Raw genomic sequence first — 15,705 nt, 5'->3', positions numbered from 1 at the left:
TTAGAGATCCGGTTTGCGCTCCGATAGGTCAGTTGTGAGCTGGAGGTGGGATCGACCCTGGCGCCGGGCTGCCGCGGTCAGCGCGCTGGTGGCCCTGATCGGGGGCGCCGTGTCGCTGGGCGTCGGCGCGGTGCTGCGCGCCGACGAGCGGACGGCTGCCGCCGTGCAGATGGACCGGCTCACCGCCACCGCGGTCGCCGCGGTCCGGGCGGAGACCCGCCGGTACGTCGACACGCTCCGCACCACCGCCGCCGCGGTCGGCGCCCAGCAGACGCTCACCGCCGCCGAGTACGCCGCGCTGACCGCCCCACTGCGCGGCATGCGGCTGGCCGGTGCCACCTCGATGGCGCTCGTCGTGCCGGCCACCGACGGCGAGGTGGCCCAGGTCGAGCGCACCTGGCGGGACCGCGGCGCGACCGGCCTGACGCTGCGGCCGCAAGGGGTCGGCGAGCACGCCTTCACGGTGCTGGTCGCCGCGCTGGACGGCGGCACCGGGCGGACCGGGCTGGACATGACCCAGGCCGCGGCGCCGGCCGCGGTGCTGGCCGAGTCGCGGCGCAGCCGGGAGGTCGCCGTCTCGGACACCTATCAGCTGCTGGTCGACCGGACGCTGCCGCCGGAGCGGCGCCAGAACTCGTTCGTCCTGGCCGCGCCGGTCTACCAGGGCGTCGGCGAGAACTTCCTGGGCTGGCTGCTGTTCGGGATCCGCGGCCAGGACTTCATGGGCGGCATCCTGCAGTCGGCCGGCGCCGGGCTCACCGACCTGCGGCTGGAAGCGGACGAGGTGACCGGCCAGGTGGTCACGGTGGCCACCGTGCACAACCCGGCCGGGCACCGGGCCGACCTGGAGCGGGCGGTGGCCGTACCGGTGGCCGACTCGACCTGGACGCTGCGGCTCACCGCGGCCCGGCGGGATCTGCCCGGCGGGCGGACCGGGCTGCCGGCCGCCGTGGCCGGCGGCGGCGTCTGCCTGACCCTGCTGCTCACCGTGCTGGTCTGGGTGCTGGCCACCGGCCGGGAACGGGCCCAGGCCCGGGTCGAGGCGGCCACCACCGAGCTGATCGCCGAGCAGGCCGAGACCGGCCGGCAGGCGACCCTGCTGCAGGCGGTGCTGGACAGCATCAGCGAGGGCGTCGCGGTGGCCGGCGCGGACGGCACGCTGCTGATGGAGAACCCGGCCGCGCACGCCATCCTCGGCCAGGCCGCGCCGCCGGCCGGTGGCGCGGACAGCTGGCAGCAGCACTTCGGGTTCTACCGGCCGGACGGCGTCACGCCGGTGCCGACCGGGGAGATGCCGCTGGTCCGGGCGCTGGCCGGGGAGAACGTCGACCAGATGGAGATGACCGTCCGGAACGCCACGCACCCGGACGGGCGGCTGATCAGCGTGTCGGCCCGGCCGATCGACACGGCCGGCGGCCGGCGCGGGGCGGTCGCGGTGTTCCACGACATCACCGATCGCAAGCGGGTGGAGACCGAGCTGCGCGCCTTCGCCGGCATGGTGGCACACGACCTGAAAGCACCGCTGACCCTGGTCAGCGCGTATGCCGAGCTGGTCGCCGAGGCGCTCGACGACCTGGCCGGCGGATCCGGCGCGCCCACCCTGGACCAGGCCCGCCGGGGCACCGCCAAGGTGCTGCACGGCGCCGGCCGGATGCAGCGGCTGATCAACGAGCTGCTCGACTACACCGCGGCCCGGGACGCCACCCTGCGCGTCGAACGACTCAGCCTGCGCGCACTGGTCGACGAGGTGGTGACCGCCCGCACCGACGCGCCCGGCCACGAGCCGGAAGCCCGGCCGGACATCTTCGTCGGCCCGCTGCCCGACGTGCACGCCGACCCGGTGCTGCTCCGCCAGGTGATCGACAACCTGGTCGGCAACGCGATCAAGTACACCCCGCCGGGGCAGGCGCCGCGGATCGACATCACCGCGCGGGAGGACGAGGACGGCGGGGTCCGGGTACGGATCGCCGACCGTGGGATCGGCATCCCGGACGGCGAGCACGCCGCCGTCTTCGACAGCTTCCACCGGGCCAGCAACGGCATGGCGCACCCGGGCACCGGGCTCGGGCTGGCCATCTGCCGCCGGATCGTGGAGCGGCACGGCGGCCACATCGACGCGGCCCCGAACCCGGGCGGCGGCACGATCTTCTCGTTCACGCTGAGCGGCGCCATCGCCCACGACGCGGAGCCGGTCCCCCAGACCCCCGACACGGTCACCACCAGCTGACCGAACGGCACGTTCTGTTCCTACCGTGGAGCGGCTTCTGCCTGGGCATGTGATCGCCCGCCTCTGATCGCCCCGCCTCGACCACCCGGGGGCCTCCGCCAGGGCACGCCGGCCGCGGTCACCAGACCGGGTTCACCCGCCGCCAGCGCACGCCGAACGCCGCCGGCCAACCAATCACCACACCGGGCTCACCCGCCGCCAGCGCACGCCGAACGCCGCCGGCCAACCAATCACCACACCGGGCTCACCACCGCCAGCGCACGCCGAACGCCGCCGGCCAACCAATCACCACACCGGGCTCACCCACCACCAGCGCACGCCGAACGCCGCCGGCCAACCAGCCACCACACCGGGCTCACCCACCACCAGCGCACGCCGAACGCCGCCGGCCAACCAGCCACCACACCGGGCTCACCCACCACCAGCGCACGCCGAACGCCGCCGGCCAACCAGCCACCACACCGGGCTCACCCACCACCAGCGCACGCCGAACGCCGCCGGTCAGCCGGTCACCAGACCGGGTTCACTCGCTGGCGGGGCACGCCGGCCGCGGTGAGGCGATCGGTCATCGCGCCGCTCGGGCTACGCACGAAGACCGCCACCTGATGGTCGTCGCCCAGGTCGCAGGCGGCCGCCACCGACCCGACGTAGAACGGATCCGGCTCGGCCAGGCCGCAGAGGTCCACGATCAGCATGAGCGGCCGCACCCGGCGCAGCAGATGCACCAGCGCAAGACGAAGCTCGGCGCCGCAGACCGAGTCACCGGCCCCGTGCGGGCAGATGATCACGGTGCCGTCGTCAGCGGTACTGATCTCCAGGACAGAACCAAGCATCGGAGCACCCTCCGTTACCTTGCGTTCAACCGCCGGACCACCATACGGCCCACCATCCCCTGCCGTCGATCACCCGACCCGGTCTGGTGTAGGCCATTTTCACCCTGGCCACGCTCCGCATCCACCCCCTCACCCACCTCATCTGACGGCCCCTCGATCACCCTGCGGACCCATCCCACCGCTCCCTCACTCAGCGTTACGACGGGCCCGCGCGACGCCCCCGGCCGCTGGTTCGGTGCTCCGCCCTCCTCACCGGCCCAGCACCCCTCGGCCCTCCTCACCGGCGCGGCGGTTCCCGCGCTTCGCCGCCCTTGTCGGCCCGGCGGTCCCGCGTCCGGACCTCCTCACCAGCGCGGCGATTGCCGGGCTTGCCCTCCTCACCAGCGCGGCGACGGCCGCGCCATGCCCTCCTCACCAGCGCGGCGACGGCCGTGCCTTGCCCTCCTCACCGGCGTGGTGGCTGCCACGCCTCGTAGCTGTCGGCGGCCCCGGCGGGCTCGCACGACCATGCTGCCGCGTTCCTCCTCGCGGCGGTAAGCGTCAATTTCTCAGCGCGGTAATTCGGTGGTGGGCTGGTGAGGCAACATCGGGGCATGAGTGAGCAGCGGGTCGGAGTGACCGGAGCGAGCGGGCAGCTCGGTGGGCGGGTGGCACGGCGGCTTTCGGAGTCGGGTGTGCCGCAGAGGTTGCTGGTCCGGGATGTGGCCCGAGCGCCGGACCTGCCGGGAGCGACCGCCAACGTGGCGCCGTTCCACGATCGGGACACCTGCCGGGAGGCCATGCGCGGGCTCCGGACCGTGCTGATGGTGTCGGCCTCGGAGACGCCGGACCGGGTCGAGCAGCACCGCACCTTCGTCGACGCGGCGGTCGACGCCGGGGTCGAGCACCTGGTGTACATCTCGTTCTACGGCGCGGCGCCGGACGCCACGTTCACCCTGGCCCGCGATCACTGGGCCACCGAGCAGCACATCCAGTCCCAGGGGCTGGCCGCGACCTTCCTGCGGGACAACCTCTATGCCGACTTCCTGCCGATGCTGGCCGGGGAGGACCGGGTGATCCGCGGTCCAGCCGGTGACGGGCGGGTCGCCGCGGTGGCGCAGGACGACATCGCCGACGCCGCGGTCGCGGTGCTCCGGGATCCGGCCGCGCACGCCGGCCAGACCTATTCGCTGACCGGGCCGGAGGCGTTGACCCTGGCCGAGGTGGCCACCATCATCGGCGCGAGATACCAGCCGGAGACGATCGAGGAGGCCTACGCCTCCCGCGAGTCCTACGGCGCTCCGAAATGGCAACTCGACGCCTGGGTGTCCACCTACACCGCGATCGCCGCCGGCGAGCTGGCCGGCGTCACGACGCACGTCGCGGATCTCACCGGCCGCCCACCGACCTCGGTCGCCACGCTGCTCGCCGGGCGGGACTGACCACGGCAGTCGCTCAGCCGGCGCCTGACCGAGCCACAGCGGAGGCGCGGGCGAGTGAGGGCTGCGGCCGAATGGCGAAAGGTGGGCCGGGAGGGCTGCGGCCGAAAAGCGAAGGTGGGCCGGGAGGACTGCGGCCGAAAAGCGAAGGTGGGCCGGGAAGGCGGAAGGGGCCGCGCGGCGGAAGGGCTGACGGCCCGGTGGGCCGGAAAGGCGGAAGGGGCCGCAGAGCGGAAGGAGCCGACGGCCCGGTGGGCCGGCAGGACGGAAAGGGCCGGCAGGACGGAAAGGGCCGGCAGGAACGGAGGGCCGGCAGGAACGGAGGGCCGGCAGGAACGGAGGGCCGGCAGGAACGGAGGGCCGGCAGGAACGGAGGGCCGGCAGGAACGGAGGGCCGGCAGGAACGGAGGGCCGGCAGGAACGGAGGGCCGGCAGGAACGGAGGGCCGGCAGGAACGGAGGGCCGGCAGGAACGGAGGGCCGGCAGGAACGGAGGGCCGGCAGGAACGGAGGGCCGGCAGGAACGGAGGGCTGGGAGGAACGGAGGGCTGGGAGGGCGGAAGGGAGGATGAACTCTGGTTGAAAGGTTCGGGTGGGCTGCGGGGGCGTGGGATCGATCGGCATAGCATCGAGGGTCTTCATGGGGTGCGGAGGCGGTCATCGAATTCTGGTGGAGCGTGGCGCTCGCGACGCTCGGTATCGTGGTGCCCAGTGTCGCGGCGTTCTACGAGTTCGTGCTCAAAGGACGGAAACGCCTCGGCTATCGCGTTCAGATGGACACCACGACGACCAACGTCGCGGAGACCGACGCGGAGCTGCCCGGGGCGCTGCTGGAATTGCAGAATCACGGCGTTCCGCTCAAGCACGCGTCGCTCGTGCTGTTGCGGGTGGAGAACAACGGATTCACCTACATCGACACCCACGACTATGTGGCGCTCGATGACGATCGGGTCGGCATCCGGTTCTTCTTCCCGAATCGGAAGGTCGTCGGCACGGTCATCACCGAGCTGAGCAACGATTCGCTGCGGGCGAACTTCCGGGATCTGCGGACCAGTTTCCGGGAGGAGACCGATCGGCGACCGGCCGGCGGCGTCATCGAGCTGCCCAAGGTGCCGATGAACCGGAACGCGCACTACAAGGTTCTCGCCGCCCTGGAACGGGTCCCCGGAGTCACCGGCGAGCCGGCCCCGCCCACCCTGGAGGGCGAGATCAAGGACGGCCGGATCCAGGAGACGCAGAGCCGGACCAACACCCCGAAGCGCGTCATCACCCTGGTCAGCTTCCTGGTCCTGCTGATCGTCGCGCAGCTGGCGGTCTTCCTGCGCAGCAACAGCGGGGCGCCGCTGGACTGCGCCACCGGGCACGTCACGATCTACGGCTCGACCGCGTTCAAGCCGATCGTCACCGAGGCCGCCGACGCCTACCGCGACGTGTGCGCGGGCGCGTCGTTCGCGTTCACCATGGAGGGCAGCGGCGAGGGGGTCGCGGTGCTCGACGACCACGGCCGGGCCGGGGACAAGGGCGAGTTCATCGCGTTCTCTGACGGCCGCAAGGCCGACGGCATGCCCGCGCTGCTCGGCCGGCCGATCAGTTTCTTCCTGTTCGCCCTGGCGGTGAACCCGGACGCGGGCGTGCGCGACCTGTCGCTGGCGCAGGTGCGGGACATCTACGCCGGGAAGATCACCAATTGGAAGGCGGTCGGCGGCAACGACGTGCCGATCCGGCTGATCACCCGGCACCGGGGGTCGGGCACCCGGGCGGCGTTCAAGGAGCGGGTCCTCGGCGCCACCGTGGAGGCGCCGCCGACGGTCGACGTCTGCCCGCACGACAGCGGCCGTGAGCCGTTCGTGTGCGAGGTCGGCGACACCGAGAAACTGCTGGCCACGGTCGCGGACACGAGCGGGGCGCTGGGCTACGGCGAGGCCGGGGCGGCGGCTGCCACCGAGGGCGTGGTCACGGTCCGGATCGACGATCACCCGCCGACGGTGACCGAAGCGGACGCGCACCTCTACCCGTTCTGGCAGACCGAGTACGCCTACACCACTGGCGAGCCGGCAGCCCGGTCGCTGACCGCGAGCTTCCTGCGCTTCCTGACCACCCAGACCGGCGCCGACATCCTCCGCTCGCACGGCCTCCGCCCGTGCGCCGAACTGGCCGACCCGGCGAGCTGTCAGCCGGTCCGCGCCGGGCCGAGCTAGTCGCGAGCCGGTCCGCGCCGGGACAAGCCAGTTGCCAGCCGGTCCACGCCGAGACGGGCCAGTCGCCAGCCGGTCCACGCCGGGCCGTGCCAGCCGCTCCGCGCCGGGACGGGCCGCTCCGGGACGGGCCGGGCCGGGACGGGACGGGCCGCTCCGGGACGGGCCGCGCCGGGACGGGCCGGGACGGGCCGGGACAGTTGCCAGCCGGGACGGGTTAGTTGTCGAGGACCAGGTCGGCTTGGGAGTGGACGGGGTTGGCGGTGTAGAAGGCTTGCTCGTGGCCGGCCCAGCGGTCCCAGTGCGGGGCGTACAGGTCGCCGTCGCGGGCCAGGGCACGCTGCTTGCGGACAGGGGCGGGGCTGGCCAGCCAGACCAGGCCGCTGAGGTACGAACGCGGCGCGCCCGCACCCACCCCCTCGACCACCAGCCACCTGCCGTCCGGCACCCGATGCTCCTCGGCGTACTCCCCGGCCGCCCAGTCCCACCGCCGCCAGATCGCCGGACGGCCCTCCGCGAGCGGCGCCAGCACCCAGTCCCGCAGCGCGGACACACCCTGGTCCAGCCCGTCCCACCCGGCGTACAGATCGTCCATCCGGATCAGCGCCGCCCCGAGCCGATCGGCGACCGCCGCAGCCAGGCTGCTCTTCCCGGAGCCGGAACGACCTTCGATGGCCAGCACCCGCCGGTCCCCCGCGGACGGGCCCAGACCCCGCGCCCAGGTCACCACCCGGTCGGCGGCCGCGGCCGGCCAGCTGTCGTCCCCATCGCGGCTTTTCTGGCTCATCCGCCCCATATTCGCACGTCACCGCAGTGATCAAGATCGCCCGGCGAATAGCGCCGGACCACAGGTCCGGCACAGCGAGAAGGGCCAGATTCGACTTCCGAAAGGGCCGGATCGACCCTCCGGACGGACGAAGGTGCACGGTGCGGGAACGCCCGATCACCGCGTGCAGCGCTTCAGCCTTTCGGCGGAGTTCCGGTCCCCCGTTCCAACAATTCCACAGCACAGAAACGGCTCCGTAGCGTCGGGGCCCGCCCGATCCGCATGACTGCGCCCCGTGCAGTTGACTGAGGAGCAGCCAGCTTTGGAGCCTTTCGGCAATCCCGCCGTCAGCATCGTCGTTCCCACGCACACCGAACGGCGGTGGGCTTCGCTGTCCCGGACCATCCGGTCGGCACAGCACCAGACATACCCGGCCGGCGAGGTGGTGGTCGTGGTCGACCACAACCCGGCCATGGCCACCCGGGTCCGGCAGGAGTTCCCCGGCGTCACCGTGCTGGAGAACGCGTACGCCCGGGGCGCCTCCGGCAACCGGAACACCGGCGCCTTCCACACCCGCACCCCGCTGATCGCCTTCCTGGACGACGACACGGTCGCCGCGCCGACCTGGCTGCAGGGGCTGATCATGCCGTTCCGGGATCCGCGGGTGGTCGGCGCCGGCGGCGGCATCATCCCGAACTGGGAGGGACGCCGGCCGCGCTGGTGGCCGGACGAGCTGCTCTGGGCGGTCGGCGTGTCGTACACCGGGATGCCGACCAGCACCGCGCCGATCCGCAACGTCTGGTCGGCCAGCATGATCGTGCGCCGGGACGCGTTCCTGGCGGTCGGCGGGTTCCGCACCGGCTTCGGCAAGCTGGGTGACCGGAACCGGCCCGAGGACACCGAGCTCTGCCTGCGGATGAGCGCGGTGAACGGCGGCCACTGGATGTACGTCCCGGACGCGGTGATCGACCACGAGGTGCCGAGGTCCCGGTCGACGTTCGCATTCCTGATGTCGCGCTGCTACCACGAGGGCCGCGGCAAGGTGCAGATGGCCGGGCTGCTGCCGAAGGAGCAGAAGCTCGGCGCCGAGGCGGACTACCTGAAGCGGACCCTGCCCCGGGCCTTCGTCCGCGGCCTGGCCCACGCCCTGATGGGCCGGGGCGGTTTCCACGCGCTGCGCGCGGTCACGGTGATCGCCGCGGTGCTGGCCGCGGCCTGGGGCGGCGGGGTCGAGGCGCTCGCCGGCGTGCTGGAGCCGACCGCCGACTGATCTCCGGGCACCTCGCTCGGACCGCGGGCCGGCAGTGGTCAGGACGCCTTGCGGAGGGCCGTGTCGGCCGGCGTCTCCCCGGAGAAGCTGCGCAAGATCGAGGCGGTCAGGACGCCTTGCCGATGGCCGTGTCGGCCAGCCAGACCTCGGCCAGCTCGCTGAGCGGGATGTCGAGGGCCTGGCTCAGGCCGACCACGGTGCCGAACGCCGGGGCGGGCAGCCGGCCCGCCTCGATCTTGCGCAGCGTCTCCGGGGAGATGCCGGCCGCCAGCGCCACCTCGACGAGGCTGCGGCCGGACCGGGCGGCCCGCAGGGCGGCCCCGAGGCGCCGGCCCGCGGCGATCTGTTCGGCGGTGAGCGGTTGGCGAACCATGCCAGCAGGATATCCCGCGCGACGGTGGTATAAAAATACCGCGTGGTATAAAAATACCGCACCAGAGAGGGAGGCTGTCGTGATCGAGCTGAAGTCCGCCGAGGAGATCGGCCGGATGGCGGTGACCGGCCAGTTCGTCGGCGAGCTGCTCGCCGAGCTGAGCCGGGTCGCCGCGGTCGGGGTCAACCTGATGGACCTCGAACACCACGCCCGCCGCCGGATCAAGGAACGCGGCGCCGAGTCCTGCTACTGGGACTACGCCCCGTCGTTCGGGCGCGGCCCGTTCCGCAACGTGCTCTGCCTGTCGGTCAACGACGCGGTGCTGCACGGCCTGCCACACGACTACGTGCTGCGGGACGGCGACCTGCTGAGCATCGACATGGCGGTCGGCATCGACGGCTGGGTCGCCGACTCCGCGCTCTCGGTCATCGTCGGCGAGCCGGACCCGGCCGACCAGAAACTGATCGAGGCCACCGAGGTCGCCCTGGTCGCCGGCATCGCCGCCGCTCAGCCCGGCGGCCGGCTGGGCGACATCTCGGCCGCGATCGGCGAGGTCGCCCACTCCTACGGCTACCGGGTGAACGGCGAGTTCGGCGGCCACGGCATCGGGCGGACCATGCACGAGGCGCCGCACGTGGCGAACAGCGGCCGGCCCCGTCGCGGCATGAAGCTCGACCCCGGGCTGACGATCGCCATCGAGCCGTGGTTCTGCCAGTCCACCGATAAGATCAAGTTCGACGAGGACGGCTGGACGATCCGCTCGGCGGACGGCTCCCGGACCGCGCACTCCGAGCACACCGTCGCCATCACCGAGTCCGGCCCGCGAGTCCTGACCGGGCGCCCCTGACCGGAAGGTCGAGCGGACCCGCACGAGCCGCGCGGCGGTCGTGCGGGGGCCGGGCCTCGCGGGCCGACCGCACGGGAGCGCCGGTCGTACCAGAAAATGGACGCCGCAACCGGACGCGGACCGCGAGTCAGCGGCGCTCCAGGCGGACGATCACCCATTTCGAGGTCGGTGTGCCGCTCTCCTCGGCCTGCGAGTCGAGCGGCACCAGCGGGTTGGTCTCCGGGTAGTAGGCGGCCACGCAGCCCTTCGGGGTGTCGTACTCGACCAGCCGGAAGCGGTCGGCCCGGCGCTCGCCGTCCGGCCACTCGGAGATCAGGTCCACCAGCTCGCCGTCGGCGAAGCCGAGCTCGGCCAGGTCGGCCGCGCTGATGAAGACCACCCGGCGCCCGGAGCGGATCCCGCGGTACCGGTCGTCCAGCCCGTAGATCGTGGTGTTGAACTGGTCGTGGCTGCGCAGCGTCTGCAGGACGAGGCGGCCCTCCGGCACGGTCAGCACCTCGAGCGGGCTGACCGTGAAGACCGCCTTCCCCTCCGGGGTCGGGAAGGTCCGCGAGTCGCGCGGCGGGTGCGGCATGGTGAACCCGCCGGCGTCGATCCGGTCGGCGTAGTCGTCGCAGCCCGGCACCACCCGGCCGATCCGCTCCCGGATCGTCCGGTAGTCGGCGGCGAAACCCGCCCACGGGATGCCGTGCCGGTCGCCCAGCGCGGCCTCGGCGATCGCGCAGACGATGTCCACCTCGGAGCGCAGCAGCGGCCCGGCCGGCTCGGACCGGCCCCGCGACGCGTGCACCGCGGACATCGAGTCCTCCACGGTGATCCGCTGCACCCGGCCGCCGGTGTGGTCCTGCTCGGTGCGGCCGAGAGTGGGCAGGATCAGCGCGGTCCGCCCGGCCTCCAGGTGGCTGCGGTTGAGCTTGGTGGAGATCTGCACGGTGAGGTCGGCGTTGCGCATCGCGGCCGCGGTCACCTCGGTGTCCGACATCGCGGCCACGAAGTTGCCGCCCAGCGCCACGAAGACCTTGGCCCGGCCGTCCCGGAACGCCCGGACCGCGTCGGCGGCGTCCACCCCGTGCTCGCGGGGCGGCTCGAAGCCGAACTCGTCGCGCAGCCGGTCCAGGAAGAGCGCGGGCGGTTTCTCCCAGATGCCCATGCTCCGGTCGCCCTGCACGTTGGAGTGCCCGCGGACCGGGCAGAGGCCGGCGCCCGGCTTGCCGATCATGCCTTGGAGCAGGGCGACGTTGACGAACTCCTTGATCGTGGCAACCGCGTTGCGGTGCTGGGTGATGCCCATCGCCCAGCAGTGCACGATCCGTTTCGCCGAGGCCAGCATGTCGGCCGCGGCCTCGACCTCCGCCCAGTCCAGGCCGGTGGCGGCCAGCACGGCGTCCCGGTCCACCCGGGCGACGTGCGCGGCCCAGGCCTCGAAGCCGACCGTGGACGACGCGATGAACTCCTTGTCGGCGACTCCGCGAGCCAGCAGCAGGCTGCCGATCGCCTTCCAGAGCGCCAGGTCGCCGTTGGAGCGGACGCGCAGCAGCCGGTCGGCCAGCGCGGTGCCGCCGCCGACCAGGCCGCGCGCCTTCTGCGGGTTGTCGAAGCGCAGCAGGCCGGCCTCGGGCAGCGGATTGATCGCCAGGATCTTCGCGCCGTCCCGCTTGGCGATCTCCAGCGCGGTCAGCATCCGCGGGTGGTTGGTGCCGGGGTTCTGCCCGGACACCACGATCAGGTCGGCCTGGTGCAGGTCGTCCAGGGTGACCGAGCCCTTGCCGACGCCGATCGTGCGCATCAGCGCGGTGCCGGTGGACTCGTGGCACATGTTCGAGCAGTCCGGCAGGTTGTTGGTGCCCAGGGCGCGGGCGAGCAGCTGGTAGACGAAGGCGGCCTCGTTGCTGGCCCGGCCGGAGGTGTAGAAGACGGCCTCGTCCGGGCTCCCCAAGCGGGACAGCTGCCGCCCCGCCAGGAGGAACGCCTCGTCCCACGAGATCGGCTCGTAGTGCGTGCCACCCTCCCGGCGCACCATCGGGTGCGTGAGCCGCCCCTGTTTCTCCAGCCAGTGATCGGTCCGCCCGGTCAGGTCGGCGATCGAGTGGGCGGCGAAGAACTCCGGACCGGCGGTGGCCCGGGTGCCCTCCCAGGAGACCGCCTTCGCCCCGTTCTCACAGAACTCGGCGGTGTGCCGGTGGCCCGGCGGGTCCGGCCAGGCGCAGCTCATGCAGTCGACGCCGTCGTGCTGGTTGAGCGGGCGCAGGTTGCGGACCGTCTTGCGGACGCCCATCTGCCGCACCGCGTTGGTCAGGCTCAGCCGGACGGCCCGGAGTCCGGCGGCGTGGTCGGCCGGCGCACCCACCCGCAGCCGGCGCTCTTCGTCATCGATCGGCGACACCGCGCCAGTCTGCCCTCCGGCCGCCGGGCACGGTCCGGCGGGATCGGCACCCTAGGCGTTCAGCCGGAGCTCGTTCAGCACCTCGGCGGGCGGCCAGTCCTCGACCCGGTAGCGGGCCGGCGCGAGCAGCGGCTCGGCCTCCAGCCCGACCCGCTCGGCCACCGCGTCCCACGGCGCGCGGAACTGCGGCCCGGCGTCCGGGTGCACGAACGCGATGGTGTCCGCCTTGGGCAGCAGGGTGCTCACCCCGGCGGTCCACACCGCGATCGTCTCCGGCGGGCCGCCCACCGGCTCGGCCGCCAGCAGGCCGCCGACGTGCACCTCCACGCCGGCCTGCGCGTACTGCTCGGCCAGCCAGTTGGTCTGGCCCTGGTACTCGGTCAGCGCGAGCAGGGTCTCGGCGCGCCGGGCGGAGAGGTAGTGCGGGTGGCCCGGCGGCGGGGTGTAGGCGACCGCCCGGCCGTGCGGCCCGGCCACGTAACCGACCGGCGACAGGCTCCGCGGCGCCTCCTTGAAATGCTGGTCGACCAGTGCGTAGAACGGCTCCGCGGTGGTGTCCGGCAGCGGGCAGAGCAGCAGCGTGTTGTTGTCCGGCGCGAAGGCCAGGACCGGGCCGCCGAGCCGCTCGCCGACCTCGGCCAGCCAGCCGGGCGCCAGCAGCAACGAGGTGAAATAGGCGTCGCCGTCGTCGAGCATGCTGATCAGCGGCTGGCCGCTGGGCCACGGGTGCTCCAGCGAGGTGCGGGCCATCTCGGCCAGGTTGGCCCGGGCGGTGCTGAACACCTCCTCGGCGGAGACGCCCCACTCGTCGACCCGGTCCGGCACCACGTAGGCCATCGCCTCCGGCTGGTCGACCACGACCAGCTCCTTGAGGTACGGCAGCGCCGGCCGGGAGATCGGCGGCCGCATCCCGGGCGGGCCGGCCGAGCCGAAGGTGACCGGGCGCAGCACCGGGCGCAGTTTCGGCCGGACCGTCTCCCAGGTGTCGTCGGGTGGCGGCGCCGCCATGATCCGGACCAGCTTGGCCAGTCGCTCCCGGCGCTCGGCGGCCGGGATGTCGGCGGTCTCCCGGAAGATGTTGGCGAGGTAGAGGTGTGCCGGGCCGGACGCGCCGGTGCGATAGATCGCGATGGCGAAGTCCTCCGGCCGGTGCACCGCGCGCTCCACCCCGGGGGTCCGCCGGGCGACGCGGAGGGCCAGCGCCGCGAATCGGCGCCGGGGCGACACGAACCGGTCGAGCAATCCCACGGCGGAACCCTAGCCGACCCGGCGCACCGGGATCAGGCTCGGCCGGGGGAACCGGCCGCCGCCGGCTCGCCGACCAGCCGGGTGCCGATGGTCGTGAGCGCCTGATCCAGCAGCGCGCGGTCGCCGGGATCGGTCATCGTGTAGTCCTCCAGCCAGCCCCGCCAGGCAGGCCGGACCCGGTCGAACTGCTCCTGGCCGGAGTCGGTGGGCCGGACCGCGTCACCGCCCAGCCGGGCGTATCCGGCCTGGCAGAGGCCGGTGAAGGCGGGCCGCGGCACCCCGGCCGGCATCCGGTCGGCGCGGGCGATCGCGTCCGGCTCGGCGGCGCCCCGGGCCCGGGTGTGCGGGTGCGTCCGGCCCATCGCCCAGGCCCGTCCCGGGCTCAGTCGTCCGCCCACGTCGGCCGGGATCTCGTCGAGCACTGTCCGGTCATGTCCGGCTTTGCGCATGGTGTCACTGATCGCCCGTTCCAGTGGGGTCCACGTCGGTCCGATGCGGCACCGGTGGCCATGACGACAGTCTTGCGGGGCTCTGTCCGTCACGGGCCGCTTTTGCCCACTGTCCCAGAGACATTCTTTCGGTACGCCCGGAGCGGTCCCGTGCCACCGACCGGCCCCCGGATCGGCCCAGATGGGTGACGCCCGCAACCGCGTTCCACCCATGCCCCTCCTGCCTCGCCGGCCTCCCTGCTCGCCGGCATCCGCTTCGCGCGCTACGCCGGGCACCTCGTATAGCGCATCAGAACCCTCATTTCCGGAAATATGCCGCTGATTCCCCTGATCGAGTGAAACAGCGGCGGTTTCCGTGGTCAGCTTGCCCGAGTTGGCTACTGCCAGAAAGGGATGACATGAGCAAGACCACACGAGGCCTGACCATCGCCGGAGCAGGGCTTCTGGCCGGCGCCGCGCTCGCCGGGCCGGCGCAGGCCGCACCGGCGAACGGCCCCGACACCGGCGGCATGACGGGCCAGGCACAGGGTCACCGTCCGGACGACGTCTTCGGGTCCTACGACACCAAGGCCGCCTGCGAACAGATCAGCCGGCTCGGCGCCGCGGTCGGAGCCTGGGACAACCCCGATTGCAGGCAGGCATTCCACGGCGTCCGGCGAATATTCGTGCTGGTTGTCGACTTCGACCAGAACGGCCAGCCCACCTGGCCGGCCTGGCCCGAACTGCCCGGACCGGGCAACGGGGGCGCCACCACCGGGCAGGGCGGCCCGGGCGCCACCACAGGCCCGGGCGCCACCAGCGGCCAGGGCGGCCCGGACGCCACGAGTGGGCAAGGCGGCCCGAACCGGCCGCCGTGCCCGTGCGACCAGAACGCTGGGCCCGGCCCGACCGGTGGCCCGGGAGCCGACACCGGCCCCGGCACGAACGGCACGCCCGGAACGACCACGCCGAGCCCCGCAGCGTCGGCTCCGGGAGCGCAGGGTCCGGCCGGCGGCCCCGCCACCTCCGAGCCCAGCCCGGCGGGGAGCAGCGAACCGGCCACCACCGAGCCCAGCCCGGCCGCGACCACTGAGCCGACCACGGGCGGAACCGGCACCGGCACCGAGCCCACGACCGGCGGAACCGGCACCGGAGCTGAGCCGGCGACCGGCGGCACCGGGACCACCGGCACCGGCACCGAGCCCACGACCGGCGGCACGGGCACCACCGGCACCGGCACCGAGCCCACGACCGCTGGCACGGACACCGGCACCGGCAACGGCACCGAGCCGGCCACGGGCGGAACCGGCACTGAGCCGACGACCGGCGGCACGGGCACCACGGGCACCGGCACCGAGCCCACGACCGGCGGCACGGGCACTGGCACCGGCGCTGAGCCCGCGACCGGGGCTGAGCCGGCCACCGGCTCCGCGGCCGGTATCACCGCGGCCGCGACCGGCGTCGACAACACCCCGGCCGGCACCGGCACGAACGACGTCGGGACCGGGACCGGGACCGACGACAGCACCGCCGGCGCGACCGGCACCGGCTCGGCCACCACCTCGGCGGCCGGGACCATGAGCACCGGCACCGGCAGCGGCGACAACGGTTCGGGGCCGAGCACCCCGTCCCGGCGCTGAGCACGATCCGCGGCCGCTTCCGCCGATCGGCGGGAGCGGCCGTCGCCGGCGTGCTGAGCTGACCTGTGACATGGCGCG

The 15,705-nt window shown here is 73.3% G+C and carries 12 protein-coding genes; 6 read left to right on the top strand and 6 right to left on the bottom strand.

The window, feature by feature from the left end; all coding sequences use genetic code 11:
- Window positions 1-34 precede the first annotated feature (34 nt).
- Entirely contained in the window at window positions 35-2,227 is a 2,193-nt protein-coding gene (locus tag BJY16_RS17795) for an ATP-binding protein (RefSeq protein WP_239177520.1), read from the top strand.
- A gap of 509 nt (window positions 2,228-2,736) precedes the next feature.
- Here BJY16_RS17795 and BJY16_RS17790 read toward each other — a convergent pair.
- Window positions 2,737-3,060: a hypothetical protein gene (locus BJY16_RS17790; protein ID WP_221501991.1), complete on the bottom strand. Its 324-nt coding sequence runs from the start codon at window positions 3,058-3,060 to the stop codon at window positions 2,737-2,739.
- A 593-nt stretch (window positions 3,061-3,653) separates the two neighbouring features.
- On the opposite strand from BJY16_RS17790, the gene BJY16_RS17785 reads away from it, so the two are divergent.
- Both BJY16_RS17785 and BJY16_RS17780 read left to right on the top strand, forming a co-directional pair.
- On the top strand, window positions 3,654-4,481 hold the full coding sequence (locus tag BJY16_RS17785; RefSeq protein ID WP_185040530.1) for an SDR family oxidoreductase: 828 nt from the start codon (window positions 3,654-3,656) through the stop codon (window positions 4,479-4,481).
- Between the two features lie 673 nt (window positions 4,482-5,154).
- Window positions 5,155-6,675, top strand: a complete 1,521-nt coding sequence (locus BJY16_RS17780; RefSeq protein ID WP_239177518.1) for a substrate-binding domain-containing protein — start codon at window positions 5,155-5,157, stop codon at window positions 6,673-6,675.
- Window positions 6,676-6,889: 214 nt separating this feature from the next.
- On the opposite strand, the gene BJY16_RS17775 is transcribed toward BJY16_RS17780, so the two are convergent.
- Window positions 6,890-7,459: a nucleoside/nucleotide kinase family protein gene (locus BJY16_RS17775; protein ID WP_185040529.1), complete on the bottom strand. Its 570-nt coding sequence runs from the start codon at window positions 7,457-7,459 to the stop codon at window positions 6,890-6,892.
- Between the two features lie 301 nt (window positions 7,460-7,760).
- On the opposite strand from BJY16_RS17775, the gene BJY16_RS17770 reads away from it, so the two are divergent.
- Window positions 7,761-8,708, top strand: a complete 948-nt coding sequence (locus BJY16_RS17770; RefSeq protein WP_185040528.1) for a glycosyltransferase family 2 protein — start codon at window positions 7,761-7,763, stop codon at window positions 8,706-8,708.
- 106 nt (window positions 8,709-8,814) lie between these two features.
- Here the strand turns inward: BJY16_RS17770 and BJY16_RS17765 are convergent, their stop codons facing one another.
- Complete coding sequence (locus tag BJY16_RS17765; protein WP_185040527.1) at window positions 8,815-9,081, bottom strand: helix-turn-helix domain-containing protein; 267 nt, start codon at window positions 9,079-9,081, stop codon at window positions 8,815-8,817.
- 79 nt (window positions 9,082-9,160) lie between these two features.
- On the opposite strand from BJY16_RS17765, the gene map reads away from it, so the two are divergent.
- Entirely contained in the window at window positions 9,161-9,928 is a 768-nt protein-coding gene (map, locus tag BJY16_RS17760) for a type I methionyl aminopeptidase (RefSeq protein ID WP_185040526.1), read from the top strand.
- Between the two features lie 127 nt (window positions 9,929-10,055).
- Here map and BJY16_RS17755 read toward each other — a convergent pair whose 3' ends face one another.
- The 3 genes from BJY16_RS17755 to BJY16_RS17745 are packed head-to-tail and all read right to left on the bottom strand — an operon-like array spanning window position 10,056 to window position 14,008.
- Entirely contained in the window at window positions 10,056-12,311 is a 2,256-nt protein-coding gene (locus BJY16_RS17755) for an FdhF/YdeP family oxidoreductase (RefSeq protein WP_185040525.1), read from the bottom strand.
- A gap of 51 nt (window positions 12,312-12,362) precedes the next feature.
- Window positions 12,363-13,559 carry a DUF1444 domain-containing protein gene (locus BJY16_RS17750; RefSeq protein WP_185040524.1) on the bottom strand — a complete coding sequence of 399 codons (1,197 nt, stop codon included), beginning with the start codon at window positions 13,557-13,559 and terminating at the stop codon, window positions 12,363-12,365.
- A gap of 32 nt (window positions 13,560-13,591) precedes the next feature.
- Window positions 13,592-14,008 carry a hypothetical protein gene (locus BJY16_RS17745; RefSeq protein ID WP_185040523.1) on the bottom strand — a complete coding sequence of 139 codons (417 nt, stop codon included), beginning with the start codon at window positions 14,006-14,008 and terminating at the stop codon, window positions 13,592-13,594.
- 398 nt (window positions 14,009-14,406) lie between these two features.
- On the opposite strand from BJY16_RS17745, the gene BJY16_RS17740 reads away from it, so the two are divergent.
- Complete coding sequence (locus BJY16_RS17740; protein WP_185040522.1) at window positions 14,407-15,627, top strand: hypothetical protein; 1,221 nt, start codon at window positions 14,407-14,409, stop codon at window positions 15,625-15,627.
- Window positions 15,628-15,705: the final 78 nt, after the last annotated feature.

Origin of the sequence: Actinoplanes octamycinicus, assembly GCF_014205225.1 — a bacterium.
In the GTDB taxonomy this organism is placed as follows: Bacteria; Actinomycetota; Actinomycetes; order Mycobacteriales; family Micromonosporaceae; genus Actinoplanes; species Actinoplanes octamycinicus.
This window is presented reverse-complemented; position numbering and strand designations above follow the sequence as displayed.

What these genes read in the sequence shown, in the direction of transcription:
- BJY16_RS17790 (WP_221501991.1), bottom strand. Translation starts at nt 3,060, where the DNA reads ATGCTTGGTTCTGTCCTGGAGATCAGTACCGCTGACGACGGCACCGTG.
- BJY16_RS17785 (WP_185040530.1), top strand. Translation starts at nt 3,654, where the DNA reads ATGAGTGAGCAGCGGGTCGGAGTGACCGGAGCGAGCGGGCAGCTCGGT.
- BJY16_RS17775 (WP_185040529.1), bottom strand. Translation starts at nt 7,459, where the DNA reads ATGAGCCAGAAAAGCCGCGATGGGGACGACAGCTGGCCGGCCGCGGCC.
- BJY16_RS17765 (WP_185040527.1), bottom strand. Translation starts at nt 9,081, where the DNA reads ATGGTTCGCCAACCGCTCACCGCCGAACAGATCGCCGCGGGCCGGCGC.
- BJY16_RS17745 (WP_185040523.1), bottom strand. Translation starts at nt 14,008, where the DNA reads ATGCGCAAAGCCGGACATGACCGGACAGTGCTCGACGAGATCCCGGCC.
- BJY16_RS17740 (WP_185040522.1), top strand. Translation starts at nt 14,407, where the DNA reads ATGAGCAAGACCACACGAGGCCTGACCATCGCCGGAGCAGGGCTTCTG.